This window comes from Trichocoleus sp. ST-U1 (assembly GCF_039961835.1).
Classification (GTDB): domain Bacteria; phylum Cyanobacteriota; class Cyanobacteriia; order Cyanobacteriales; family FACHB-T130; genus FACHB-T130.
Map to the genome: position 1 here is coordinate 1 of NZ_JAMPJZ010000036.1, position 25,401 is coordinate 25,401.

Annotated in this window: 24 protein-coding genes; 13 read left to right on the forward strand and 11 right to left on the reverse strand. The window is 46.8% G+C overall.

Translation table 11 applies throughout. The features are described from left to right. Positions 1-1,846 (forward strand): amylo-alpha-1,6-glucosidase (locus NDA06_RS14400; RefSeq protein ID WP_348251757.1); only part of this gene is annotated, 1,846 nt, incomplete at its 5' end. Between the two features lie 117 nt (positions 1,847-1,963). Here the strand turns inward: NDA06_RS14400 and NDA06_RS14405 are convergent. Both NDA06_RS14405 and NDA06_RS14410 read right to left on the reverse strand, forming a co-directional pair. Further along, entirely contained in the window at positions 1,964-2,278 is a 315-nt protein-coding gene (locus NDA06_RS14405; RefSeq protein WP_190411611.1) for a DUF2973 domain-containing protein, read from the reverse strand. A gap of 119 nt (positions 2,279-2,397) precedes the next feature. Further along, positions 2,398-2,727, reverse strand: a complete 330-nt coding sequence (locus NDA06_RS14410) for a DUF2605 domain-containing protein (protein WP_190411610.1) — start codon at positions 2,725-2,727, stop codon at positions 2,398-2,400. A gap of 173 nt (positions 2,728-2,900) precedes the next feature. Between NDA06_RS14410 and thrS the strand changes: the two genes are divergently transcribed. Then, on the forward strand, positions 2,901-4,727 hold the full coding sequence (thrS, locus tag NDA06_RS14415; protein WP_190411609.1) for a threonine--tRNA ligase: 1,827 nt from the start codon (positions 2,901-2,903) through the stop codon (positions 4,725-4,727). A 252-nt stretch (positions 4,728-4,979) separates the two neighbouring features. On the opposite strand, the gene NDA06_RS14420 is transcribed toward thrS, so the two are convergent. Next, on the reverse strand, positions 4,980-5,567 hold the full coding sequence (locus tag NDA06_RS14420) for a Yip1 family protein (protein WP_190411608.1): 588 nt from the start codon (positions 5,565-5,567) through the stop codon (positions 4,980-4,982). 649 nt (positions 5,568-6,216) lie between these two features. Here NDA06_RS14420 and NDA06_RS14425 point away from each other — a divergent pair. Genes NDA06_RS14425 through thrB form a run of 3 tightly spaced genes read left to right on the forward strand, consistent with a single transcriptional unit; the run spans position 6,217 to position 10,683 of the window. Then, entirely contained in the window at positions 6,217-8,526 is a 2,310-nt protein-coding gene (locus tag NDA06_RS14425) for a CBS domain-containing protein (protein WP_190986197.1), read from the forward strand. A gap of 8 nt (positions 8,527-8,534) precedes the next feature. Then, positions 8,535-9,662, forward strand: coding sequence for an ATP-binding protein (locus NDA06_RS14430; RefSeq protein ID WP_190986198.1), 1,128 nt, complete (start codon positions 8,535-8,537; stop codon positions 9,660-9,662). A 55-nt stretch (positions 9,663-9,717) separates the two neighbouring features. Next, entirely contained in the window at positions 9,718-10,683 is a 966-nt protein-coding gene (gene thrB / locus NDA06_RS14435; RefSeq protein WP_190986199.1) for a homoserine kinase, read from the forward strand. On the opposite strand, the gene NDA06_RS14440 is transcribed toward thrB, so the two are convergent. Beyond that, positions 10,670-11,095, reverse strand: a complete 426-nt coding sequence (locus tag NDA06_RS14440; protein ID WP_190429155.1) for a hypothetical protein — start codon at positions 11,093-11,095, stop codon at positions 10,670-10,672. The two genes, thrB and NDA06_RS14440, sit on opposite strands and share 14 nt — an antisense overlap. Before the next feature lie 112 nt (positions 11,096-11,207). Between NDA06_RS14440 and NDA06_RS14445 the strand changes: the two genes are divergently transcribed. Further along, positions 11,208-11,723, forward strand: coding sequence for a hypothetical protein (locus NDA06_RS14445; protein ID WP_190429154.1), 516 nt, complete (start codon positions 11,208-11,210; stop codon positions 11,721-11,723). A gap of 112 nt (positions 11,724-11,835) precedes the next feature. Here NDA06_RS14445 and NDA06_RS14450 read toward each other — a convergent pair whose 3' ends face one another. The 4 genes from NDA06_RS14450 to NDA06_RS14465 all read right to left on the reverse strand — a co-directional run bounded on the left by NDA06_RS14450 (position 11,836) and on the right by NDA06_RS14465 (position 15,142). Further along, complete coding sequence (locus tag NDA06_RS14450) at positions 11,836-12,657, reverse strand: M48 family metalloprotease (RefSeq protein ID WP_190986200.1); 822 nt, start codon at positions 12,655-12,657, stop codon at positions 11,836-11,838. A gap of 297 nt (positions 12,658-12,954) precedes the next feature. Next, entirely contained in the window at positions 12,955-13,653 is a 699-nt protein-coding gene (locus tag NDA06_RS14455; RefSeq protein ID WP_347275876.1) for a TIGR00266 family protein, read from the reverse strand. 78 nt (positions 13,654-13,731) lie between these two features. Beyond that, the gene (locus NDA06_RS14460; protein ID WP_190986201.1) at positions 13,732-14,409 is read right to left on the reverse strand and encodes a TIGR00266 family protein; all 678 of its coding nucleotides are present in this window, start codon (positions 14,407-14,409) and stop codon (positions 13,732-13,734) included. Positions 14,410-14,476: 67 nt separating this feature from the next. Continuing rightward, positions 14,477-15,142: a TIGR00266 family protein gene (locus NDA06_RS14465; RefSeq protein ID WP_190986202.1), complete on the reverse strand. Its 666-nt coding sequence runs from the start codon at positions 15,140-15,142 to the stop codon at positions 14,477-14,479. Positions 15,143-15,354: 212 nt separating this feature from the next. Here NDA06_RS14465 and rsmA point away from each other — a divergent pair, with 212 nt between their 5' ends. From rsmA to pth, 7 genes are all read left to right on the forward strand, one after another. Next, complete coding sequence (gene rsmA / locus NDA06_RS14470; RefSeq protein ID WP_190986206.1) at positions 15,355-16,206, forward strand: 16S rRNA (adenine(1518)-N(6)/adenine(1519)-N(6))-dimethyltransferase RsmA; 852 nt, start codon at positions 15,355-15,357, stop codon at positions 16,204-16,206. Between the two features lie 137 nt (positions 16,207-16,343). After that, the gene (ispE, locus tag NDA06_RS14475; protein WP_190432523.1) at positions 16,344-17,291 is read left to right on the forward strand and encodes a 4-(cytidine 5'-diphospho)-2-C-methyl-D-erythritol kinase; all 948 of its coding nucleotides are present in this window, start codon (positions 16,344-16,346) and stop codon (positions 17,289-17,291) included. 52 nt (positions 17,292-17,343) lie between these two features. Then, on the forward strand, positions 17,344-17,679 hold the full coding sequence (locus NDA06_RS14480; protein ID WP_190411597.1) for a DUF3082 domain-containing protein: 336 nt from the start codon (positions 17,344-17,346) through the stop codon (positions 17,677-17,679). 887 nt (positions 17,680-18,566) lie between these two features. Next, complete coding sequence (locus NDA06_RS14485) at positions 18,567-20,234, forward strand: HD family phosphohydrolase (protein WP_190986203.1); 1,668 nt, start codon at positions 18,567-18,569, stop codon at positions 20,232-20,234. Positions 20,235-20,763: 529 nt separating this feature from the next. Then, the gene (locus NDA06_RS14490) at positions 20,764-20,988 is read left to right on the forward strand and encodes a DUF2811 domain-containing protein (RefSeq protein WP_190411595.1); all 225 of its coding nucleotides are present in this window, start codon (positions 20,764-20,766) and stop codon (positions 20,986-20,988) included. A gap of 68 nt (positions 20,989-21,056) precedes the next feature. Further along, complete coding sequence (hemJ, locus tag NDA06_RS14495; protein WP_190986204.1) at positions 21,057-21,644, forward strand: protoporphyrinogen oxidase HemJ; 588 nt, start codon at positions 21,057-21,059, stop codon at positions 21,642-21,644. An 83-nt stretch (positions 21,645-21,727) separates the two neighbouring features. Beyond that, positions 21,728-22,375, forward strand: a complete 648-nt coding sequence (gene pth, locus NDA06_RS14500; protein ID WP_190411593.1) for an aminoacyl-tRNA hydrolase — start codon at positions 21,728-21,730, stop codon at positions 22,373-22,375. 41 nt (positions 22,376-22,416) lie between these two features. Here the strand turns inward: pth and rpsU are convergent, their stop codons facing one another. The 3 genes from rpsU to NDA06_RS14515 form a co-directional block, all read right to left on the reverse strand. Continuing rightward, complete coding sequence (gene rpsU, locus NDA06_RS14505; protein ID WP_190411722.1) at positions 22,417-22,599, reverse strand: 30S ribosomal protein S21; 183 nt, start codon at positions 22,597-22,599, stop codon at positions 22,417-22,419. Positions 22,600-23,212: 613 nt separating this feature from the next. Beyond that, positions 23,213-23,533, reverse strand: coding sequence for an RNA-binding protein (locus NDA06_RS14510; RefSeq protein WP_190411592.1), 321 nt, complete (start codon positions 23,531-23,533; stop codon positions 23,213-23,215). A 499-nt stretch (positions 23,534-24,032) separates the two neighbouring features. After that, positions 24,033-25,313 (reverse strand): hypothetical protein, encoded by a 1,281-nt coding sequence (locus tag NDA06_RS14515; RefSeq protein WP_190524064.1) that lies wholly within the window; start codon positions 25,311-25,313, stop codon positions 24,033-24,035. Between the last annotated feature and the right edge of the window lie 88 nt (positions 25,314-25,401).

Below are 25,401 nucleotides of genomic sequence, written 5' to 3' on the forward strand. Positions count from 1 at the left end.
AAATGGAGCGCTGTTTGAAGAATTAACTGTTTCCAACTACAGCACCAGTTCCATTCGCTTTCAACTGAGTCTCAGCTTTGATGCGGATTTTGTGGACTTATTTGTAGTCCGGGGGTACGGTCGAAAAAACAAGGGGCAGCTGTTACGAGCCGTGCCTAAAAGTCAAGCCGCAGAACCCGAAAAGCAAGAAATGACGCTCGCTTATCAAGGGTTGGATGGCTCTGTAATGGAATCGCACATCGAGTTTGTTCATCGCCAGCCAGACACTCTCAGTGGTTATACGGCAGTTTGGCAGCTGGAGATGGAGCCTCACGAAACCCAAAAACTGGGCTATCGGCTGCAAATGCGTACCAATAACCGTCCCACTTCTAGGGTATCTGCCCCAGTCACACTGGTACAGGCTAGAGCCGCAGAGTTATCGGAGCAGCAAGAGTGGCGTCAACACGTAACCGGGATTCGCTCAGACAAAAACACGTTTAATCGAGCGATCGAGCGAGCCGAGCAGGATACTTATTTACTGCGCCAGTCTTTCGGCAAAGGGAAGGTACTCTCGGCTGGGGTGCCTTGGTTTTCGACGTTGTTTGGGCGCGACTCGATTATTGCGGCGTCGCAAACGCTGATGCTCGATCCTACAATTGCCCGCGAAACTCTTACGATCTTGGCTGAATACCAAGGGAAGACGGATAATGAGTGGCGCGATGAGCAGCCTGGGAAGATTTTGCACGAGCTGCGTTTGGGTGAAATGGCGCGTTGTGAAGAAATTCCCCATACACCTTATTACGGCACCGTAGATGCGACCCCGCTATGGTTAATGCTGTATGCGGAACACTTTGCCTGGACAGCCGATCGGGAAACCCTAGAGCTACTGTGGCCTAATGCCTTGGCAGCAATGGATTGGATTGACCGCAACAGCAAGGAAACGGGTTATCTCATCTACCAACGTCAATCGAAGCGGGGTTTGGCGAATCAGGGGTGGAAAGACTCTGGCGACTGTATTGTGAATCGCAAGGGGCAGATGGCGATGGGCGCGATCGCTCTTTGTGAAGTGCAAGCTTATGTCTATGCTGCCAAAATCCGTCTGGCAGAAATTGCCCGCATGAAGAAGCGCCTTGATTTAGCCGACAGGTGGCAAGATGAGGCGAGAGATTTGAAGAATCGCTTCAATCGGGATTTTTGGATGCCAGAGGAAGATTTCTGCGCCTTGGCTTTGGATGGCGACGGCAATCAGGTTGATAGTATTACTTCTAACCCCGGTCACTGTCTGTATTTGGGCATCTTGACACCAGAAAAAGCTTATAGCGTGGCGGAACGGCTACGGGCACCGGATATGTTCAACGGCTGGGGAATTCGCACCCTCAGTAGTTTGTCACCGGCTTATAATCCGATGGGCTATCATGTCGGTTCTGTGTGGCCTCACGACAATGCCATGATTGCGATGGGGGTGCGATCGCTCGGTCTAATCGATCAAGCGCTGGAACTTGCCAAAGCTTTAATGGATATGACTTTACAGCAACCTTATCAACGACCGCCAGAACTTTTCTGCGGTTACGAACGCACAGAAGATAACACTACGGTCAAATATCCCGTCGCTTGTTCTCCTCAAGCTTGGGCAACCGGCAGTATCTTCCAGTTGCTGCAAATGATGGTAAATTTAGTCCCCGATGCTCCCAATAACTGCTTGCGGATTATCGATCCTGCTTTGCCGGAGTCGATTAATCGTCTAGCGCTACAGAACTTGAGAGTCGGGCAGACTTTGCTGGATTTGGAATTTGAGCGTTCCGGCAATACCACTGCCTGTCGGGTTGCCAAAAAACGCGGTAATTTGCGGGTTGTGATTGAAGCTTGATTTAGAAGCTGGGTGGGGAATGCCCACCTAGCTCTATCAAGCTGATTGCCAGTCTCTAAAAAACCTTGCTAATTTTTTGAGTAAATTATCTGATTTTCCTTTTGAAATAGCTCTGATTCATGCTTCCTCAGTGTCCCCATTGATACCGGGAGAAGATTTGTAGAGGGCGTCCAATTGTTCGCGGGCGTCTTCTACGGTCATGGAACGCATCACGAGAAGCGGTTCATTAATCGGGTTCCCGGCATCATCTAATAGTTCCGGGTGTGGGATTGACCCATAAGGAGAGCGAGAATCTCTAAATTGGGACTGCATCCCTGGTGGGTAGCGCCGTTGAGAATCCATACTACTGATGGTTAACAAGTTGCGGAGCATATTCCCTATAGCAAGAAACGCCAGAACAGTAAAGGCAATTAAATAAAGCAGGTGTAACATACGATTTTCCTCCAAGCCGCACAGTCTAATGGGATGTTCGTCAATAGGGGCTTTCGCATTCGTGGCGAAACGGTAATGCTTGCCCCCGGATTTTCCGTAAAAATGTTTCGCCCTTAGATTTACTTGTTCGTGGAAGTGGATTGCTCAGCGTGGAAGCGCATCGACACCTGCCAACACTCAGTAACCAACTGGTGCCACGGCATCAGAACTGACGTTTCAATGCCAACTTGAGCATCAGTCGCTTGAAAGAGCATCTGAGCGGTGCTGACTTCCGCGTGAGCAAGCTTGACTCGATCCAGTAAGTCGGATTGCTGTTGGGCACTTAAAAAAGTAATTTCTTCAGTTTCTAAGAGAGCGCGCGATCGCGCAAACCAATACTGAAAATCTTCTAAGAGCGGTTGTAATACCGTTTTCAGCAATTCATTTTCAGGCAAGTTGGAAGCAGCCATGAATCAAAAACCGAATACTATCTAAATTTAATCTTAACGTAGTTTACAATTCGTAATAATATTTTTAGATTCTCTTAAACAACAACCACATCGCCAGGGAAAAACAACCTCGGTATGATAGAGGCAGTAACACCCGATTAATTGCCCGTTTCTTCGTCCTTATGGAACCGCCGATGAGCGTCTCAGAATCTCCAGCGTCTCAAGAACAGCCAGAAAAAATGTATTTGCCCCGTACCAGCGAATCTGAATCGTTGAAGAAAATCCGTCACACCGCTTCCCACGTTATGGCAATGGCGGTGCAAAAGCTGTTTCCCAAAGCGCAGGTGACTATCGGCCCTTGGATAGAAAACGGCTTTTACTATGACTTTGATAATCCAGAGCCATTTACCGAAAAAGATTTGAAGTCCATCCAGAAAGAGATGGTCAAAATCATCAATCGGAAATTGCCAGTGATTCGGGAAGAAGTCAGTCGCGAGGAAGCTGAAGGTCGGATCAAGACAATTAATGAGCCTTACAAGCTAGAAATATTAGAAGACATTGAGGAACCAATTACCATCTACCACTTGGGGGATCAATGGTGGGATTTGTGTGCTGGCCCTCATTTGGAAAATACCAGTGAGTTAAATCCGAAGGCAATCGAACTCGAAAGTGTTGCTGGTGCTTATTGGCGCGGGGATGAAACGAAAGCTCAACTCCAGCGCATTTATGCCACCGCTTGGGAGACGCCAGAACAGCTAGCTGAATATAAGCGGCGCAAGGAAGAAGCGCTGCGCCGAGATCACCGCAAACTCGGCAAAGAACTGGGACTCTTTATTTTCTCAGATCCGGTGGGGCCGGGATTACCGCTGTGGACGCCGAAAGGAACGGTGTTGCGAAGTGTTCTGGAAGACTTCCTGAAGCAGGAACAGCTGAAACGGGGATATCAGCAGGTGGTGACGCCTCACATTGCCAGAGTCGATTTATTCAAAACTTCCGGACATTGGCAGAAATACAAAGAGGATATGTTCCCGCTGATGGCGGAAGATGAGCAGGCGGCGGCGATAGAACAGGGATTCGTCCTGAAGCCGATGAATTGCCCCTTCCACATCCAAATCTATAAGAGCGAGTTGCGTTCCTATCGGGAACTGCCGATGCGTCTGGCGGAATTTGGCACCGTCTACCGTTACGAGCAATCTGGGGAACTGGGCGGCTTAACGCGGGTGCGCGGTTTCACGGTGGATGATTCTCACTTATTTGTGACGCCAGAACAGCTAGACAGCGAATTCCTGAAAGTGGTGGATTTGATTCTGTCGGTGTTCAAGAGTCTGCAACTGAAAAACTTCAAAGCGCGACTCAGTTTTCGCGATCCGGCTTCAGATAAGTACATCGGTTCCGATGAAGCTTGGGAGAAGTCTCAAGGAGCGATTCGCCGCGCCGTGGAAACCTTGGGGATGAACTACTTTGAAGGCATTGGCGAAGCCGCATTTTATGGCCCGAAACTGGATTTTATCTTCAGCGATGCCTTAGACCGCGAGTGGCAGTTGGGGACTGTCCAAGTGGATTACAACCTGCCAGAACGGTTTGATTTGGAATATGTGGCGGAGGATGGTTCCCGGAAGCGTCCGGTGATGATTCACCGCGCTCCCTTTGGCTCCTTGGAACGGCTCATCGGGATCTTGATTGAAGAGTATGCGGGGGATTTCCCGCTGTGGTTAGCGCCAGTCCAAGCGCGATTGCTGACGGTGAGCGATGCCCAGTTGCCTTTTGCTCAGGAAGTGGCACAGAAGATGCGATCGCTCGGTATTCGCGTGGAAGTCGATACCAGCGGCGATCGCATGGGCAAAATGATTCGCAATGCCGAAAAGGACAAGATCCCTGTCATGGCGGTGGTAGGGGCGAAAGAGCTGGAATCAAATAGCCTGAGTATTCGCACCCGCGCGGCTGGCGATGTGGGGGTTATTCCTGTAGAAGAAGTGTTGGAGAAGATGAAAAACGCGATCGCTAACTTCGACAATTTTTAAGAAGTTGCCAGTTCATAGTTCATATAGGGGCACTCCAAAAGAGTGCCCTTTTTCAATTGGGTGCATCTCAATAACAGCAAAAATGCTACCCCAGCCCAGTCTCTCTTTGCTTGCAAAGAGGGGTTAAATCTTTCCCCCTCTCCGTGGACGGAGAGGGGCTGGGGGTGAGGTTCCGCCTTTATATTGCACGCTATAAATCCGTTTAATATTGATATTTTTCAGCTTCCCAGTGCCTGCCGATTCCAACATTTTTTAGAGTGCTGGTTTGGGAAATCTAACAAATAAATTGCTAATCCCGATAACAAATACATAGAGTACAACCGCACCCGCAAGCGTTACCGCAGTGTAGGCGGTTGCTTTATTTTTCGGGCATTTCATCACAATCGGCAATCCCAGATATAGCAGATATACGCTATACAACCCAGCAAGAAATGCGAAAATCGTGAAACTTGGGATGATACGGAGGATACCGGCTAACCAGGCAGGTGTGTTGGCATAAGCAGCAACTTTAAGAGCTTGTAGCTGATTTTTCTCGGCTGAAAATTGAGGAGCGAAAGCATTAATAATCAACGACAAGAAAAATACGCTTAATAGTGTTAGTAAAAAGCTAACACCTGCATATAAAATAGCTGGCACTAAGGGCAACCGAGACGTAACGATACTAGAGGTATTGATGCCGATAACTGCCCAACCAACAGCTGCGGCGATTGGAGCGATCGCTGCCAGAGGAGCAATATAGGTGTTATACAATCTAGCGCTAGAGGTTGTTTCTTTTGCGATCGCTCGCCACTCACTTTTGGGGTGCAACAGGATATTTGGAATGCGCTTAATTAAGTTCATTTTTTACTTTGTTTTATTGATTTGATGTAGCAGAACTGATTTTAAGCCCCAATCCAGCTAAACACTATATATCTTCCCAATTATTAGGATTTCACCCTTTTGTCAGATGCTGCCAGCGCAGATATTAGTTAAATCAATATCCATTTAAATATTCCTTTAGCAAGAGGATTTAAGAGGTTGACAAAAGGTATGCTAAAAAGGGTTTTGTCTTAACTCTCTGGCTAGGTAGGATCTAGCTAAGGTGGAGGTGGTAAAAAAGCGATCGCCCTGGTAAAACATCCGAATCATATGGGATTTCACGGTTGCGGGGATGTTTTCTTGCTGTCATGAATTTGATGAATGAGGGCAAAAGCACGCGAAGCCTAGAGACGAATCAAAGATTTACCTTCCTGCACGCAAATAGGGTGCCGGTAGTAGCGATTGGTGAATTTTGACTGTACCGCAAAAGGCGCGGCAACTTGTGTGAAGGCAATTTGTGTCAAATAAATCCCGTTGCGAGGCGGCGATGTGATACCGAATACAGTTCTGGCGGGAATCCTAAGTGAAGGAGCAACTGCTTTTCGCAAAATCTATTTGGTAATAGAGGAATTGCAAATGCAAGTATGCGATCGCCCACTGCAATACACCGCAATAATACACAGGTTGACCCATGCCAACAAAGGGATTGCTTAGCTTAGAATCTGTCATCGATCGTCGTCCTCTGACTGTATCGGCTGACACCCCACTGATGGACGCGATCGCCATGATGGGCAAAGCGAAAAGCAGTTGCGTACTTCCTAGTTTGAAGATACCCCCAGAAGCAGTGCTAATGAGCGAGGCACGAGCTAGCGCTGTCTTTGTAGTAGAAGGGTTGCAGTTAATCGGAGTGTTTACCCACACAGATGCTATCCAGGTAATCGCCTCAGGAATCAATTTAGCAGAAGTCAAGATTGCCTCGGTGATGACGCAGCCGAGCATCGCTCTGACTGAATCTGACAGCGAGAATATTTTCACAGCATTGTCAATCCTGCGCCAGCATCAAATTCGCCACCTACCTGTTATAGACGCGCAAAGGCAAGTGGTAGGCGTCATCACCCTAGAAAGTATTCGCCAAGCACTGCCCCTCGATGAGCTAATCAAATCGCAGCCTTTGACAGAAGTGATGACTGCCCCAGTTATTCAAGCACCGGCGACGGCTTCGGCGCTGAGCTTAGCTCAATTAATGGCAGAACACCAGGTCAATTGTGTTGTGCTTACAGAAGAAAGTTCCGAGTCGAGTTCTATTGAAAACTCAAAACTTCAACCCGATCCCTTGAGCGAAGCAAAGGTTCAACACTCAAAACTTCCTACGCATCGCTACACTAACAAAACTCAAAACGTGCGACCTACCGCTACGCTAACAACCCTCCTGAAGCCAGTAGGGATTGTCACCGAACGGGACATCATCGATCTTCAGGCTCTCAGCCTGGATTTATCGCAGATACAGGCGTTTAGGGTAATGAGGGCATCCGTGTTGTCTTTAAGCCCCTCAGATTCAGTGTTAGTTGCCCTTTGGGAAATGCAGCAGCACCAGGTGCAGCGAGTTGTGGTGTCGGAGAATCCCAGGGAGCTGTTAGGTATTGTTACCCAAACCAGTTTTTTGCAAACGCTCGATCTCACACAAATATCTACAGCAGTAGAGCAATTGCAGCAATCGATCGAGCAGTTTGAAGCCGAATCCTCTCTCCCCCCGCACAATGAAACCCTAGAACCTCAAGGACAGGAAAGCCCAGCGGAACTCTTGGAACAGCTTGAGCGCAATCGCCTGTTAACCACAATTGCCCTTCGCATTCATCAATCACTCAATTTGGACGAAATTCTGAACACCGCCGTCGCTGAAGTGCGGCAATTTCTCCAAACTGACCGCGTGATTATCTACCGTTTTAATCCAGATATGAGTGGCACTGTCGTTGTCGAATCGGTTGCTGAGGGCTGGCAACCTGCTCTAAGTAGCACAATTCACGACAATTGCTTTGGGAAGAATTATGCCCAAGCCTACAAAAAAGGGCGTATTCAAGTCACAGCAGATATTTATACCACCGGGTTAACCCAATGTCACATCGATATCCTGGCTTTGTATGATATCCGAGCGAGTCTCGTGGTTCCGATTCTGCAAGGAGAACATTTGTGGGGTCTGCTGTGCGCCTATCACTGTTCGGGACCCAGGCGGTGGCGGGAGTTTGAGATTGATTTGCTCAAACAATTGTCAACGCAAGTAGCGATCGCAATTCAGCAGTCTGAACTTTATCAGCAAGTACAAGCTGAACTCGCCGAACGCAAACGAGCAGAAGAGCAACTCAAGGCTTCGCTTAAAGAAAAAGAGGTGCTACTGAAGGAAATTCACCACCGCGTCAAAAACAATTTACAGATTATTTCTAGTCTGTTAAAGCTGCAATCTGCCTATACCAAAGAGGAACAGGTTCTGGGAATGTTCAAGGACAGTCAGAATCGCATTCGCTCGATGGCTCTGATTCACGAAAAATTGTATCAGTCCAAAGACCTATCTAGGATAGACTTTGCTGAGTATATTCGCGACCTGGCAGGAAATTTACTTCGTTCCTACAAAGCAAGCTCTCACGCGATTACGCTGGAAACAACCGTTAAGGACATTACTCTAAACATTGATACAGCAATTCCTTGTGGTCTAATTATCAATGAATTAATGTCCAATTCCTTAAAGCACGCTTTTCCAACTCCCAGTAAGGATAACAAAATTTGTATTAATATCTACTCAAGCGGCAATAATCAATTTATTTTGAACGTCAGTGACAACGGGATTGGCTTTCCGAAAGAATTGGACTTCCGGAATACTGAATCTTTAGGTTTGGAGTTAGTATGCACCCTTACAGAGCAATTAGACGGGACTATCGAACTTGATAGTAGGAAAGGGACAAGCTTTAATATCGCATTTTCAGAAATCGGCAACATTAGGAAGACATAGATAAAAAAATGGCAAAGGCAAAAATCTTAGTAGTTGAAGATGAAAGAATTGTTGCCAAGGATATCGTAAAAAGCTTGCAACGCTTAGGATATAACGTTGTTGCTTCTGTGGCTTCGGGAGAGGAGGCAATTCAAAAAGTATCAGAAATTCAGCCCGATTTAGTATTAATGGATATTATGTTAAAAGGGCAAATGGATGGAATAGAGACCACTGAAGAAATTCATAAAAACTTTGATATTCCAGTAATTTATTTAACTGCTTACGCTGACAAACAAACACTGGAAAGAGCCAAAGTCACAGATCCATTTGGCTATATAATTAAACCCTTTGATGAAAGAGATTTACATACTACGATTGAAATCGCACTTCGCAGACATTTAGCCGAAGCAGCAACTCGCGTGGCTCTTGAAAAAGAAAAACAATTAAGCGAACTCAAATCTCGCTTTTGGTTCATGGTTGCCCACGAATTCCGTAACCCGCTGACGGCAATTTTATCTTCTGCGGAATTACTGGAATCTTATAGTCACGAATTAACAGAACTTAAAAGGCGAGAATATTTCTATCTCATTCAAACATCAGTTCGCTCTCTGAACAATTTGTTAAATGAAGTTTTAGAGTTTGGGAAAGCAGAAGAAGGAAAAATAGAATGCAACCCGGAACCGCTGGAATTAGTGGATTTTTGCCAAGACTTGGTAGAACACATGAAATTTAGTTCTGGGTCAAAACATAGAATAATTTTCACCAATCAAGGTGATTGTACTGATGCTTGTTTAGATGAAAAACTGCTGCGGCATATCTTTAGCAATTTGTTGGGAAATGCTATCAAATATTCACCCGAAGGCAGCAATATCTACTTTGAACTTTTATGTGAGAATGGAGAGGCAGTTTTTCAGGTAAAAGACAACGGAATTGGCATTCCTCCATCCGATCGAGAACTTTTGTTTGACTCATTTCATCGAGCGACAAATGTGAGTGGTATTCCCGGTCATGGACTAGGGCTAACGATTGTCAAAAAATGTTTAGACTTACAGAGTGGAGAAATTGCTGTAAATAGTGAAGTTGGAGTGGGGACTACTTTTACAGTCACGCTACCATTGAATATCTGCGTAATGTCGGAAAAAAACGTTCCTTCATAGACAGCAGACTGTTAAACGGTAGAGTCTATAATAGTCTATTTCGCAATTCGTTGAGATGCATCCTGTTTCTACCGTTACCGTCAGCGTTCCAGCCACAACTGCTAACTTGGGGCCGGGTTTTGATTGCATAGGCGCAGCTTTAACGCTGTACAACCAGTTCAAGTTCACCCACGTGGAAGCGGATGCTGCAACACGACTCAGCATTACGGTTGAGGGTACAGAAGCCGCACGAGTCAACACGGGTGCTGATAATCTGGTTTACCAGTCATTTGTGAAATTGTACGAGCATATCGGGAAAACGCCACCGCCTGTGCAGATTGAGATCGAGCTGGGTGTGCCCCTGGCAAGAGGACTGGGGAGTTCGGCGACGGCAATTGTGGGAGGTTTGGTGGGTGCGAACTGTCTGGCTGGGGCACCTCTAGATGAAAATGAGGTGGGAAGAATCGCGATCGCTCTGGAAGGACATCCTGATAATGTGGTGCCAGCACTGATGGGGGGGTGTCGTCTAGCAGCGACGGGTTTGAGTGACGAACCGCACAGACACGGAGAAAGCAAAGAAGAATGGGAAATTTGTGAGATTCCTTGGCATTCTGAGATTGTGCCAGTAGTCGCGATTCCGGATTTTGAACTTTCAACTGAAGAAGCGCGGCGAGTTTTACCAACTCAATACAGCCGTGCCGATGCAATTTTTAATACAGCTCATCTGGGTTTATTATTGCGAGGGTTGGAAACCGGCAGGGGTGACTGGTTGCGAGTTGCGATGCAAGACCGAATCCATCAGCCTTATCGGACAGCGTTGATTCGAGGATATGATGCTGTACGCTCGGCAGCAATGGCTTCTGGTGCTTTTGGGATGGTAATTAGTGGTGCGGGACCAACTTTATTAGCTTTAGCAGAGGCGGCGTTGGCACCGACAGTTGTGGAGGCAATGGCGGCGGCTTGGAAGGATGAGGGAATTATGGCACAAGTGCGATCGCTCTCGATTGACACCCACGGGGCGAAAACCTCTAATATTTCCTAAATTGGTCACTCAGATTTTTGCGTAACTGCTGAATTTGTCGAGATTGATTTCTAGGTCCTGAAACAAAAACGAGAACTTTATCCCCTTCAGGCGCACAAATTAAATAAGCTGACAGATTCCCAAATCGTCCGTAAGCTGCTTCTGTGATAACTCCTGTCTCTTGGGCATTACTACTTTTCAGGAATTCAAGCGCATTATCCAGACAGTTGTTCTGGCTGGTATCGTCTCTCCGATTCGTCACTCGGCTGACACTGTTGGTTTCATTGATTTCAATCCATTCGCTCCAGTTACTTGTAGTCATATCCGCTAAAGCAGGCATTGACTCATTTAGCAATCCCGTTTCCATACTTAAAATTGTGGCAATGACTAAAAACGAATTTGCTGTCTTTTTAAGACTAATTCGGTTCAACATAAGTTAGGTCAACAAACGGGTGAATTAATGTCGAGTAATCGTAACCCTGTAAATTGATTCACAAAATGCCAGAAGTTTTACGGAACTATTCACCTAAGTTAGGAAAGTAATTATGGAGCCAATTCAAGTAGAAATTGAAGCGATTCGCACTCAGATTGAGGCGCTCAAAGAAGAACGCGCCATCCTGAAAGTCGATCCAGTATTGCCAAGCTATAACACGCCAGAAGCAATCGTTGAGGCTTATCGTCGTCATGCTAGAGAAACAGCACAAATCTCTGCTGAAGTCAAGGGAATCGATGATGCGATCGCTGCCTTGGAAGCTAAATTGAAGGAGATCGGGCGATCGCAAGGATTGGCGCAACAGTTATTGCATGAGCGGACACAACATCCTCTCGCAGAGCAGGTAGAGGAAGGAAAACAACGCGCTCAGGATCGCGCTGAACGAATTAACGAACTGGCGGAGGAACTGAAGCAGGAAGTGCAAGCGCTCAAGGCGATCGCTGATGAGATTAGTCCCAGTTATTGGCAGTTATACAACAGACCTTTCATTACTGGATTTAGCAAAATTTCGGTTCCCTACGTCCGCTCGGATAGCACTGTGTGGATGATTACGAATCAAGTCGTGTGAACGGGAAAAACATCTCTCTTAACCCCTCTCCGATTCGGAGAGGGGCTTTGAAGATAGCTTGCGCCCCTTAGAAAGGTAGGAAGGGGTGGACGGTTAGGTCTGGGAGCGCTGGCTATTTTTCCAGGTTCGCCAGTGTTTCCGGTAAAGGCAATCGCTTTTGTACAGGATAATTCCGCTGCTCAATTAAGCGCTGCAATTCTTTAACGCGCCTACCAGGGGCAGGATGGGAGGTCAAGAAATCAAAGTCTGCACCACTTTTGCGACTCATTCGAGCAAAAAAGTCGGTTGCACCCGCAACATGACCGTAAGTTTGTTGCAACAATGTTAAGCCAAACTCATCCGCCTCAGATTCCTGAGATTGAGAGAATCGGGAACTGCTAACAGCTTGAACACCCGTCGCCGCTGCCGATGATAACCCAGCAGCATCCCCAAAGACAGTAGCGATCGCAATGGGTAACAGTAGTTGTCGCACCAACGCCCGTAAATGATCGCGGTGGGCGAAATGCCCCAATTCATGCCCCAACACCATCATCAGCTCATTTTCCGATTCCGTCTGTTTCAGCAAACCGGCGTAGATGATAATGCGATCGCCCGGTAGCGCCAGCGCATTCACCGTATTATCGGGAACATATAGCACCCGATAATCTCGCTCTTGGCGCTGCTCGGAAGGCAACTTTGTCTCCAGCGTATCTAGCAGCTGATTTAGCGTATCTTGAGCCGGTGAGGGCTTCGCCAAGCGCTCATAAGCCGGGACAATGACGGCACCCAACTGTCGCTCCACGCTGGGAGGAATTACCCACACCAAGCTATTAATAAACAACCCCAGCAGCCAAATAACGCCGACGATAAATCCAATAAATAGCCCTAAGACAATCAGTAACTGGCGGTTATTGGGAGGTGGGTTGCGATCGCTCGATGTTGCAGTTCCAGACACTTTAGGCTTGCTCCAAAAACGCTATTGTTACTGCATTGCCTAGTTGCATCCGATATAGCAATGCATTGACCTTCTTTCTATTGCATCGTGAGTTACCTGCACGCGATCGCAATTCTCTATTTAGATGCCCTACAGTTCACCCCCACCCCATTTACCCACAGGGGTTCAAGATTCTCCCCTCTCCGCGAACGGAGAGGGGTTGGGGGTGAGGTTCCTTTCTATATTGCCCTTAAGTAAGAACCGACATAACGCGACCGTCTAAAAGTTCTATTTCGTGCAGTTACAGCAAGATTCAGCTTAGTTACTACTCTTCACTGGACGGAACGGATTCAAGAAATTTATCAGTGCATAAAGCTCACGCGACTGAATCCATAAACGCCCTTGACCCCGGAAGCGACAAACTAATCCTTCCCCACCCAAAATTCCAGTTCTCAGCCCTTTGAATGACAAACCTCCTAACATTTCGACATTGTATTGTAACGAATCTTCAAAGGCCACAATATAGCCCGTATCTACTACATAATCACCGGCAACTGGAATTTCTACAATTGCTCCATAAGAACTAAACCAGATATCTCCTTGACCTGTTGCTCTCAGTAAAAATAACGACTCTCCACTAAAGAAGCCCTTAAAACCTTGAAACTTAGTATCAATTTCGACACTAGGGTTAGCTGCAACAAAACCCGAAGATTGCACCATCAATCCATTACCACTCAGGTAGTAATGCTGAATGTCTCCAGGGACTCCAGGCGAAACATAGAGTTGTCCTGCCCTTCCTTCAGCGGTAAATTCACTCAAAAATAAAGATTCACCGCCCAGCATCCGACCGATACCTTGCATTAAGCCACCTTTGACTTTGGACTTCATTTTAATGCAAGTATCCATTGCTGCCATTGCGCCCGATTCTACCAAGACAGTTTGATTTGCTTGTAAGTCGAGGCGTAGGGAAGCATAGGCTGGGGAATGCTCGATTTCGTAGGCAATCTCATTCATAATTATCCTTTGCTAATTCCTAATTGAAGGATGGGTAATCGTTCAAAATCTATTTATCAATGACAAATTCCCACTCACTCTTTATCGCGGCGGAAGCTGAGAACCCACTAGCACCCCGAAGGCACCTGGATTGTGAGTTTGGCAAAACACTCGACCTTGCCCTTGAAACCGACAAACGAATCCTTCTCCGCCCAAGAACGAACCAATTAAACTGGAAGTTGCTTTTTTAATTTCAAACTTCAGGCTTTTTTCAAATGCCACAATATGTCCCGTGTCAACGATATATTCGCCATTCACAGGAATTTCATAAATTGCCCCAAAGGAAGAAAGCAGAACAGAGCCATGACCGCTGACATTTAACCAAAAAATTGATTCCCCAGAAAACAAAGATTTCAAGCCTTGAAATCCTAATTCAAGATCAACATCTGACTCGCTAGCAAGGTAAGAAGCAGATTGGACGACCAGCCCAGATCCAGTCATTTGATAAAGTAAAATATCGCCCATCAATTTGGGAGATAAAAATACTTCACCGCCAGCCGTGGGAGAGCGAAAAACGCTCAAAAACAGCGACTCACCGGCAACCATGCGTTTCAGCCCGCCCAAAATTCCGCCGCCTTTTCCTTGCCTTAAAGTCGTACTGGCATTGATATAACCGCTCATGGCAATCATCCTGCCAGCTTCTGCGACTAATTCTTCACCGGCACCGAGAGTAACGCGAGCGATCGCGCTGTCCGGTTGATGTAAAACTTCCACATCCATCGCTACAAATCCTCTTGATTTATGCACTCAGCAATTAGGCGAAAAAGCTATTACGATCGGCTTTTTCTTAACGGAATTTAGGACGTAAATATCCGACCAAACCCCCAATACTGCGAGATTGTAAATAAATTTCTCCTTGCCCCGTCAGCCGGTTGACTAACCCTTCCCCCGACGTGACAGAACCAAGCAAGCCGCCTGCGAGTCCAACATTCATTTTGATGCCAGGTTCGTAGGCAACTAAGTGACCGCTATCAACCACAAATTCCCCGGTTATCCGTTTTTGAATGATGCCGCCATAAGCACCGAAAAATACCTGACCTTGACCGCTTAACTTCAGCTTAAACAGCCCTTCTCCTGATATCCAGCTCTTAAAACCTGCCCACTGAACTCCCATATTCACGCCTGGAGTATGGGCAATATAAGCACCTGGTTGAAAGCAAATTTCTCGTCCGCCCCGCAAGTCAATACAAGCTATATCGCCAATGGTGGATTGAGTCAAGATTAAATTCAGAGGTTGCTGTGTATTGTTGGTAAAAACATTCACAAAAAGGGATTCCCCACCAAAGAATTTCTTTAGCAATCCAGAGATTAAACCCCCTGAAAATTCCGTCTTTATCGACAATTTGGCATCCATACTGGTCATAGCTCCCGCCTCAGCAGTGAGGCTATCACCTGGATTCAGGATGACAAAAATAGAGGCAAAGGCTGGTTTATAGCGAATTTCGTACTTCACCGACAAATCTCCTGCTTGTGGAGGATGCAAACCTATACAAGTCTGGCAGAAGTTTTTCCGGTATCCAGATTTTTTTAAGAAAAAGCAATAAGTCGATCCGGGGCGACTGAGGCGGCTTGGCTCTGGATTTAGGGCATTATTTAGCTTTGGGGAAGCAGCAACTTGACCGCGTGGTAGGTTGGAAGGAAGACTGTAACAGCATCCTTTCCTCCATGCGATCGCCTCAACCTCGAAAACAATTTGCTCAACACTGGCTGCGGAGTGACAAGGCGCTCAATCAAATTGTCGCCGCAGCGGAGTTATCCAGCAGCGAGTCGCCTGAGGGCGATCGCTCCGCTTCACGGGTCTTAGAAATTGGCCCCGGCACCGGCATCCTGACTCGTCGCTTATTACCTTTAGCTCAATCTGTTGTTGCGGTTGAAATTGACCGCGATTTATGTCAACTGCTGGCTAAACAATTAGGTAAAGTCGATCATTTTTTACTTTTGCAAGGCGATTTCCTTTCATTCGACTTAGATGCTCAACTTGCTCCTTTTCCAGCCTTCCAAAATCCCAATAAAGTTGTTGCCAATATTCCTTACAACATCACCGGCCCAATTCTGGAAAAGTTGTTAGGTACCATTGCCCAGCCAGCCGCTAAGCCGTTTGATTCCATCGTGCTGCTGGTACAAAAAGAAGTTGCACAAAGGCTTTATGCCAAACCAGGCACGAAACATTTTGGGGCATTAACCGTGCGGGTGCAGTATTTGGCAGAGTGCGAGTTAATCTGTATTGTGCCAGCGGGAGCATTTTATCCGCCGCCCAAAGTAGATTCAGCGGTAGTGCGGCTGCGTCCGCGATTGATAGAACCGCCCGCCCAGAACCCCAAGCACCTAGAGAATTTAGTCAAACTCGGCTTTGCCGAAAAGCGCAAAATGTTGCGAAATAATCTGAAAAGTGTGGTTGAACGCGATCGCCTCACCCAAATACTGGAACAATTAGAAGTAAACCCTCAAGCCCGCGCCGAAGACTTGGGCCTTACCCAGTGGGTTGCTTTGAGTAATTTGCTCAAGCCTAACGACTAAAGTTGCGGCTACACAAACTCTTGTCAGGATGGTGCGCGGACTGAAAAGATCGCTTGTTTGACTAAGCCTGCTCTCGTCAAACTTGGTTTATGTAGCCCCAGTATGAGAGCCTGTGGGCATATATCTACAAAACCCTAATGCGTTCCTATACCCTGATTTCCCCAGCCAAAATTAATCTGTATCTGGAAATTATCAGCGATCGCCCAGATGGTTATCACGAACTGGCGATGGTGCTGCAAAGTGTTGGTCTGACCGACCAAATTGATTTGCGATCGCTTAGCACTGAATCCATCCAAGTTCACTGCGATCATCCCCTAGTACCGTCAGACAAAACCAACCTTGCCTACCGCGCAGCAGAATTGATGGCGGCAGAATTTCCCCAAGCTTTTGCCCAGTACGGCGGTGTCGAGATTAACATCAACAAACGAATCCCCGTGGGGGCAGGGTTAGCAGGGGGATCTAGCAATGCTGCTGCTGTTTTAATGGGAATCGATTTGCTGTGGCATCTAGGACTCACTCAGTCGGAATTGCAAGAACTGGCAGCAAAAATTGGCTCAGATGTCCCCTTTTGCATCGCGGGGGGGACAGCGCTGGCAACTGGGCGAGGCGAACAACTCTCTCCCCTCCCTAATTTGGAGCATCCCTGGGTGGTATTGGGCAAATACCGCAACCTTGCGGTATCTACACCCTGGGCTTATCAAACTTACCGGCAGAAGTATATCAGTACCTACGTTTCTGACGCTGATAGTTTAGAGGCTCGCAGACAACGGGTACATTCTGGATCGATGGTTAACGCCATCTTCAAGAAAGATCAGGTGAAAATCGGTCAATTACTGCACAATGACTTAGAAAAAGTCGTATTGCCGGAGTATCCCCAAGTGCTGCGACTGCGGGAAGCGTTCTATGAAGCGGGGGTCTTGGGGGCAATGATGTCGGGATCGGGGCCAACCGTGTTTGCTCTCTCAGAATCAGAAGCCAAAGCACAACAAGTACAGCAGCACGTAAGAAAGTCAATCCCCGAACCCAATTTAGATTTGTGGGTAGCACCGTTTACCACCGCTGGGATTCGGGTTGTTGCCCATTGATTGCGCTAAATATTCATCACCGATCCCTAATTGCGAATCGCTCAATGAACCTATGAATAATCCAAACACTACAGATAACCCACCAGCCCCAGTCCAAACGCCCACGAGTCCTCTACGCTGTTTGAGTGGTGCGTCGATCGCAGGAGCAATGGCAACAGGTTGTTATTTCCTCACCAATTCAATTGCTCAAAGCTTTGCTGCCAAGCCCATCCACTCGGATAATGTAACGACCATCAATATTGCGATCGCTGTTCGCACCCTCGTGGTGGGCGTCAGCACGCTGGCAACCTCTATCTTTGCCTTAGTGGCTGTTGGTCTAGTTGCCTTAGCGATCCAAATCGCCTTTCAACGCTTGACGAATCGGACGCCTCCACCCAGTCAAAATTAGAATTCTTATCTAATTACTTTCAGGGCAAAGCGAGATACCATCCCAAAAGTCGGGTGGGCATTTTTATCTTGAGACAAATGGAATGAATCGGGGAAGCTTGCCGATGGTAGGTGCTAGCTTCCCAATTTTCCGCGCCGTTAGCGAACTAGAGCAATCCGATTTGACCGGTGAGCCAGCCCATCAGATCCCAGACTTCGGGAGAGAAGTCTGGGATCTCACCTTTCCGAGTTATTTAGAACTGCTATGCCTAATCAGATGAGCAACTACTAGGGAAATTGTAATGAGTATTACAATTTCGCACTGTCAAAAAGACTTGTCTTGGCAATTTTTTCTGATGCGGCTTTCTTGCCCATGACCGCCACAAACTCCTATTTTAAGGCAAGATGAGCTTGATTCTAGCTAACTTAGCTCGCATCTCCCGAAAGTCATTAAAAAGAATCAGTAAAAATGCCGATGACTGGTACGCCAAATTACCTGGAAATTAGAATTTAGGACTCAGCAACCAGTGTAAATTTTTCAAGAAGAATTATGAAGAATAGATGAAGTATGCAAATAAGTAATCACTCTAAAAAGACGGTTTTTAGCCTTTTCAACAGACTCGACAGTAACTTTCAAGACAAACTATGCTTCTGATTTCGTCGCAAATCTTGCTAACTTTATCTTTTCTTTAAAATCTCTGTTTAGAGGTGCGTAGAAATAGCAGATGATAGTCATAGAGAGGTTCGCTCCAAAAACTAGGATTAAAATACTCCTGGTTGAGCGAGGAGCATTACCGGCTGCAAAGATAAACCCGGTATTCCTGCTCTGCGGTGCCTGAGTTGCTTTTTTAGAAACCTATATTCAAGCAGCTACCATCAAGCTTACGTGTAATCAAACGGTGCATACTTATGACTGTCTCCCCTTGCCAGATAATCACAGCGAAGAACCAAGTGTGGCTTCCGGAAATCAAAGAGCCAGCAGAACTCATTGAGCAACTTTTGGCAATCGGGACAGCGCTTTCGAGCAGTCATAATTTAAAAGAATTACTGAATCTGATTTTATCGAAGAGTCGGGAAATTACTTGTAGTGATGCGGGGAGTGTTTATTTAGTAGAGCGAAGTAGTGACACTCCCAAGTTAGTGTTTAAGGTCGCGCAAAATGATTCTCAATGCAGCGATTCCTTTCAAGAGTTTTTGATGCCATTGACTCCGAAAAGTCTGGCAGGGTATGTGGCGCTGACAGGTGAAAGCTTAAATTTGCCGGATGCTTATAATTTACCCCTGGAAGTTCCCTATCAGTTGGATCGCAGTTTTGACAGCTCGATTCCTTACCATACTCGCTCCGTCTTAGTGCTACCCATGCAAGACGGTGAAGGGGAAATTATTGGGGTGCTTCAGCTAATTAATCGCAAGGTTAATCGTGATGGGATTGTCACGCCTGAAAATGTGCTGAATGTTACCCAACCTTATTCTGCTTGGGAAGAGCGCGTTGTGCGATCGCTTGCTTCTCAGGCGGCGATCTCGATCGAACGCAATCAGCTGCAAGAAAGTATTGAAAATCTATTTGAAGGCTTTGTTAGAGCTTCTGTCCAAATTATTGAAACACGAGATCCCACAACATCCGGGCATTCCGAACGAGTTGCCGACTTAGTGGTGCGTCTCTCGCAAGAAGCCAGTACAATTACCACGGGATCGCTGCGGTCAATTTATTTTAACGAACGCCAAATCCAAGAAATTCGCTACGCCGCACTGTTACATGACTTTGGCAAAGTCAGTACACCCGAAGCGATTCTGGGGAAACAGAAAAAACTCTACCCATCCCAGATAGAGGTGATTCGTAACCGCTTTGCTGTGGCGCAGCGAACGCTGGAAATGGAATGCGCCCAGACTAAATTTAAGTATTTACTGGAGCATCCCAGCCATCAACATAAAGATTCGGAAATTGTCTGTTCCCACTGCCAACAGCTACAACAATTAGATAGTCAGTTAGAGGATGCGATCGCGCAACTCAATGAATATTGGCATCTCCTACTAGAGGCGAACGAACCCCACATTCTCGCCCAAGAGCTTCCAGAACGGCTCCAAGAGCTGTCTGCTTACACTTATCAAGATGTGGATGGACAGATCAAGCCTCTCCTCTCACCGACAGAGATTGCTCAGCTAATGGTGCCACAAGGCAACCTGACAACCGAAGAGCGTTTAATCATCCAAGCGCACGTCACGCACACTTTTGAGTTTCTCAACCGGATACCCTGGACGAAACACCTCAAAGATGTTCCCGCGATCGCCGCAGGGCATCACGAAAAACTCGACGGGAGTGGCTACCCTCAAGGCTTGAAACAGGAAGCGATTCCAATTCAGTCTCAGATATTGACAATTGCGGATATTTATGATGCTCTTACAGCAAGCGATCGCCCCTATAAGCGCCGCTTGCCCGTAGAAACTGCCCTGAAAATCCTCAAAGCAGAAGCCGCCCAAAACAAAATCAACAGCGACCTCGTTACCCTGTTTGAGCAACGCCAAGTTTTCGCTGCTTTGGGACATTCCCTCTCAGTTCCAGCTCCTTCAGCCGCCTGATTCCGTAGGATAGCCATTTAAGGTTGAAATGTTGGATCGGATTAAAACGTTAAATTTTAACCGACCAACGTTTTAAAGTATCAACATTTCAACCCTCGACTGAGTATCAGCCGTCCTTCGATTAGCACTTTGCAATTCTTATCTTTCACCCAACTTTTCCCCACCCATTCCCCAGCCTTTCCACAAAGGCGTTCAACTTTTTCCACAGGTTCTCTGACCTTTTCCACAGGGTTGAACACTCGGATCGGGTTTTGCTGTTCTATTGGGGATTTTTCTAAAAGACAGTAACTCAGCCGAGAGCAACCGAGTTTTTGTAAAGATAAGTAACAAAAATCCGCCTACAAAGCTGATTAACTCGTGAATATTTTTTAGACATACCCCGGCCTGTAATATTTCGCAGCATTGACAACCCTACCCCCTCTCAGCAGACAATGATGCGACGGTCAGTGTGATTGGCAACTGCAAGACTGACCCTTGTAAGGGCATGGGGCTGTTGCGCCCTTACCCATAGACAACGCAAAGGAATTCTATGAACACAAATATCAGTATCTTGGCAGAAATTCCCGAAGACCTACACGAATCTCTCAAAGATTACCTGGAAACTCATCCCGATTGGGATCAAGACCGGGTATTTGCCGCAGCGCTGTCGCTGTTCTTGCTGCAAAATGGTAATGGCAGCACCCCAGAAGCTTCGCACAGTTATCGCAAAGCAGCACGGGTCTATCTGGAAACTCTCTTCCAGCACTCAGTTTGAAAAATTGCTCTGCTACCCTTGCAAAAACTTGTTGATTTTACAGAGTTTGACTGTAGAGGACACGATTGATGGCTTATTTCTGGTTTAAGGCTTTTCACATTGTCGGCTTTGTGGTTTGGTTTGCAGGCTTGTTCTACCTAGTACGTTTATTTATTTATCACGTAGAGGCGTCGGAACAGCCAGAACCTGCCCAAACGATTCTGAAGAATCAGTATCAGATTATGGAAAAACGCCTTTACAGCATCATCACGACACCGGGCATGATTGTCACGGTAGCGATGGCAATTGGTCTGGTAAGTACTGAGACTGAAGTGCTACGAGAGAGTTGGTTGCATATCAAACTCGGTCTGGTGACTGCTTTGATTGGCTACCATCATTACTGTGGTCGTCTCATCAAACAGTTAGCCGAAGACCGATGCACCTGGAATAGTCAGCAGTTACGCGCTTTGAATGAAGCGCCGACGTTACTTTTAGTGGTGATTGTTTTGCTGGCTGTGTTTAAGAATAGCCTGCCTACAGACATTACCACTTGGCTCGTTGTTGGGCTGATTGTGACGATGGCAGCGACCATTCAGCTTTATGCGAAAAAGCGCAAGCGAGACCAAGAAAAACTCATGGCTTCTGTTCCCCAAGAAGAGGCTCAACAAGTAATCTGACGAAGTTAGCGATCGCTTCTGAATTCGCTTGACCCAGGTTAGTGGTTACTAATCATCGACAATTGATAATGGACAATCAAAAAATGACCACTGACAACGGAAAAGCAACCTCTACTCTAGTGATTCCCCAGCTAATCGTTGGTCTGGGGAATCCAGAACCCAAGTACGAGAAGACGCGACACAATATCGGGTTTGAAGTGATTGATGCCTTAGCGCGTTCCTGGCAAATTTCCAAGAGTGAAAATCGCAAGTTCCAGGGGGAGTTTGGGGAGGGACGCGGATTACACGGAGACAAGGTGCGGTTACTCAAACCCCTTACCTATATGAATCTCTCCGGACAGGCAATTCGCGCGGTGACGGATTGGTATAAATTGCCGCCAGAGTCTGTCCTAGTAATTTATGACGATATGGATTTGCCCCTGGGAAAGATTCGCTTGCGTCTTTCTGGTTCGGCTGGGGGACATAATGGAATGAAGTCTGCGATCGCTCATCTCGGTACTCAAAATTTCCCTCGATTGCGGATTGGCATCGGTAAAACCAAAGTAGAACAGGACACGGTTTCCCACGTCTTGGGTCGGTTTTCCCCTGATGAAAGTAAAGCTTTGTCTGATGTCATGCAACTCGTGGTTGAGGCGGTGGAGTTGAGCCTCAAACAAGGAGTTGAGAAATCTATGAGTCTTTACAATAGCCGTAGTGTTATGGCAAATAAAGAATCTAAAGAAGCGCCCTAGCTGATGCTGTAGTGGTAGCACGCCAGGGCAACTCACTTTTGTTACCCAAAACGTCTTTTTTTGCGGCGGGCAGCAGTTGCCTTGCGCTTGCGCTTTTCTATGGGAGTTTCAAAATGCCGCCGATATCTAAAATCTGCTAAGATTCCAGCCTTGGATACTTGCCGTTTGAAGCGGCGCAAAGCTGATTCTATTCCCTCATTTTCGCCTAAAACCACTTGGGTCATTCTTGATGATTCCTCTGTATAGGTGATTAAGTTGCTTTTCGGGTGTGAACTTAATCCACGATCGATGGCTTCGCTTGAGCGATCGCAGCTTTCGTTCATTCCTCCTGCGATTGGAGCAGGGGCAAGGGTTATGACCATGTCCCTACTGCCGTTTTCGGTGTGTTTCGGGTAAAGACTTGGCTGCCGAGTCTCTAGTGCCCTACTCACCTCCAGACCATTTGCGTACTGGAGTTGTACAGACCCAATATCGCTTCTGTACAAAGCTTTTTGCTTATTGTTTTTCCCGACGAGTGCGATTAGCCTACCAACGTACTCAGTCTCGAACTTCCAGGAGCAGCCCTACCTTATTCAGTCGCTCTGAGTACCTGAGATGACTCCAGCCAAACGACGGGCGAGCAGCACACTTAAGCTACCCTAAGCATTGATTGTACCATGCGCCACCCAGCATCTTACGACTAACCTGGTCTGGTGTAGTCGTAAGATGCTGGGCGCATTTTTACTCAATTTTGACCAACTAACACTGCTAGTCCCTAACCGAAATCAAGCAGAGAATTACAGGCAATCGATCTTTGCTGTTATTCCAATCTCAAGTTGACATGATTAAGCCACTAGCTCAATAGCGCCGGGAAGAGAAATTTCCTCCTCCTCCTTGACCGCTCCGGCTTCCTGGACTGCGACTCCCACCCCTATCTTCACGGGGTTTGGCTTTATTTACTTTCAGGGTGCGACCCATCCACTCTGCTCCATCGAGGGCTTCAATTGCAGCTTCCTCTTCAGCATCCGTTCCCATTTCTACAAATCCAAAGCCACGCATCCGCCCCGTTTCTCGATCTGTAGGCAGCTGAACTCGTTTAACGGTTCCGTACTCTGTAAAGACAGATGTGAGATCGTCTTGCGTAACTTCGTAGGATAGGTTTCCTACATATATCGACACGGAAATATCTCCACCATTCAATATTTTCAAGCTCCAGTTTCGGAGAGCTATTTGCCCACACAGTAGAGATAAACTTGCTGCGCGAGTAACAAAGCTTACATCCGATTCTGATTCACGAGCAAGATTCTAGCATAAAATTTATTTTCTGCATCGAACCGTTCCTAACTTTTCATTAAGCAGGCGTACAAAATCAGGGGAAAACTGTTTTTCACCAGCAGCAGAAGTCGGATTTCTTCGTCTGTGTACCCTCCTTGCGCCCCCGCGAACCCCCTCAATTCCTCCACTAAGGGAAGGAGGCTTAGGGGGTTAGGGATTGTATTTGAGCTAACTGTTACCATTTCACTTTTGTGAGGCTACACATCAGCTTTCCTGAACCCCTGCTGAATTCGGGGCAATAGACAGATGAAATGTAGTGGTAATTGGAAAAACTAGAAAAGTAAAAAATAATGCCTCTTGCCTTCGTTGGGGCAATCAGCGGCAATTCCTGATAATATTTAGCTCATAATATTTGGCTCAAGCAGGAAACATCAGCATCCCCAAAGTGTAGGCTTAAAGCTACATTCAGATTTTCCAGAGATTTGATTAACCACGGCACACCATCTCTGGCATAAGACTCGTAGTGGTTAAAAAGAATTGAAAATCGCTTTTCCAAGTAGGGCTTGACCTTGCGGCACAGCAGCACTATTTTCAAAAGCAAGCCGGTTGTGAATGTCGCCCCCAAATTCGTAATCAGATCGACGAAGACATAGTGATTCGGTCGCTGCGGACTTTCTACCACTAAAAAGTTCAACAATTGACTACAAGTTCGGACAATCAAGAATTCGCTAGGTCTTTGGGAATCGCTATTCGGGAGAGTGTTTTTTAGCTGGGCATACAAGCGCTCGTTAAACTGACGTTTACCAAATTCTGGGTCAATGGAAGCGGTCAGATATTCGTATAAATCCCATTTAAAAGCTCTGTAGGAAGGTGTTTGGCTAGTGTGGGTGAGGAAGCGCTGTGATAAATCCCGGTAGGTGTGGGAGCCTTCTACTTTGCCGTAAAATTGTTTGAGAGCAACACCCAGTTCGCGATCGCTCAATAACGTTGGATTCGTCACCGGCTGGATAATTCGTTCGCGTTGACTGGGGCAAGTCTGACGCGACACTTGGGCACGCCGTACTTGGTAAGTCACGTACTGAGACAAATCGACTTCAAATCCCCGCTGAATTCGGGATTGAATTTGCCGAACTGTTTGCTGATGCTCGTAAGAGCTGTCTTCACTCAACAGGCAATGTTCATATAGGTAGGGATACCGGCGAATTAAGCTTCCTAAAGGCTTAGAGTCATTGCCAGCTGCCTCTGCGGCTTGACTCATCACCTGGGCTAGCCGTCGCAGGGTCAGATATTGCTCCGTCTGGTTGAAAATCCTTACCAGTTCCCGCAAACGTCTGGCTCCGCGAGAGCGAACCGTTCCCATGACCGGAGGCGTCTGGAATATTTCTACCAAATCCGGGATGGACGCTTGGAGATTGGGGTGCATCTGCCAGCGATTGATCAGAATATGGCAGCACCGATTAAGAATAAACCGGAATTCCTGCTCAGCCTGCTTGGAAGTCGTAATTCTCTCCAGCGCCATCCAGATTTTTGGCTCTGAATACCCCACGCCATCCATGAACAGCTGGCGAAATCGCTCGATCATCCGACTGGGTGATTCATGTTGAACCCAGTAAAGCAAATGATCGTAAAGCTGCTGCTCTTCAGTGCTAGTGTGTCGGTGATAACAGTCTGTCCAGGTTGTCACTTCAATGCCCCCCTACGTACGCACGCTAGGGCTGAGTTTATATCAGTTCGGTTGATTCGGTTTATTTCTATTGCAACTGTCGTGTAGT

Coding starts and splice junctions, on each gene's coding strand:
- NDA06_RS14405 (WP_190411611.1), bottom strand. CDS start 2,278: ATGTTACACCTGCTTTATTTAATTGCCTTTACTGTTCTGGCGTTTCTT.
- NDA06_RS14410 (WP_190411610.1), bottom strand. CDS start 2,727: ATGGCTGCTTCCAACTTGCCTGAAAATGAATTGCTGAAAACGGTATTA.
- thrS (WP_190411609.1), top strand. CDS start 2,901: ATGAGCGTCTCAGAATCTCCAGCGTCTCAAGAACAGCCAGAAAAAATG.
- NDA06_RS14420 (WP_190411608.1), bottom strand. CDS start 5,567: ATGAACTTAATTAAGCGCATTCCAAATATCCTGTTGCACCCCAAAAGT.
- NDA06_RS14425 (WP_190986197.1), top strand. CDS start 6,217: ATGCCAACAAAGGGATTGCTTAGCTTAGAATCTGTCATCGATCGTCGT.
- NDA06_RS14430 (WP_190986198.1), top strand. CDS start 8,535: ATGGCAAAGGCAAAAATCTTAGTAGTTGAAGATGAAAGAATTGTTGCC.
- thrB (WP_190986199.1), top strand. CDS start 9,718: ATGCATCCTGTTTCTACCGTTACCGTCAGCGTTCCAGCCACAACTGCT.
- NDA06_RS14440 (WP_190429155.1), bottom strand. CDS start 11,095: ATGTTGAACCGAATTAGTCTTAAAAAGACAGCAAATTCGTTTTTAGTC.
- NDA06_RS14445 (WP_190429154.1), top strand. CDS start 11,208: ATGGAGCCAATTCAAGTAGAAATTGAAGCGATTCGCACTCAGATTGAG.
- NDA06_RS14460 (WP_190986201.1), bottom strand. CDS start 14,409: ATGGATGTGGAAGTTTTACATCAACCGGACAGCGCGATCGCTCGCGTT.
- rsmA (WP_190986206.1), top strand. CDS start 15,355: ATGCGATCGCCTCAACCTCGAAAACAATTTGCTCAACACTGGCTGCGG.
- ispE (WP_190432523.1), top strand. CDS start 16,344: ATGCGTTCCTATACCCTGATTTCCCCAGCCAAAATTAATCTGTATCTG.
- NDA06_RS14480 (WP_190411597.1), top strand. CDS start 17,344: ATGAATAATCCAAACACTACAGATAACCCACCAGCCCCAGTCCAAACG.
- NDA06_RS14485 (WP_190986203.1), top strand. CDS start 18,567: ATGACTGTCTCCCCTTGCCAGATAATCACAGCGAAGAACCAAGTGTGG.
- NDA06_RS14490 (WP_190411595.1), top strand. CDS start 20,764: ATGAACACAAATATCAGTATCTTGGCAGAAATTCCCGAAGACCTACAC.
- hemJ (WP_190986204.1), top strand. CDS start 21,057: ATGGCTTATTTCTGGTTTAAGGCTTTTCACATTGTCGGCTTTGTGGTT.
- pth (WP_190411593.1), top strand. CDS start 21,728: ATGACCACTGACAACGGAAAAGCAACCTCTACTCTAGTGATTCCCCAG.
- rpsU (WP_190411722.1), bottom strand. CDS start 22,599: ATGACCCAAGTGGTTTTAGGCGAAAATGAGGGAATAGAATCAGCTTTG.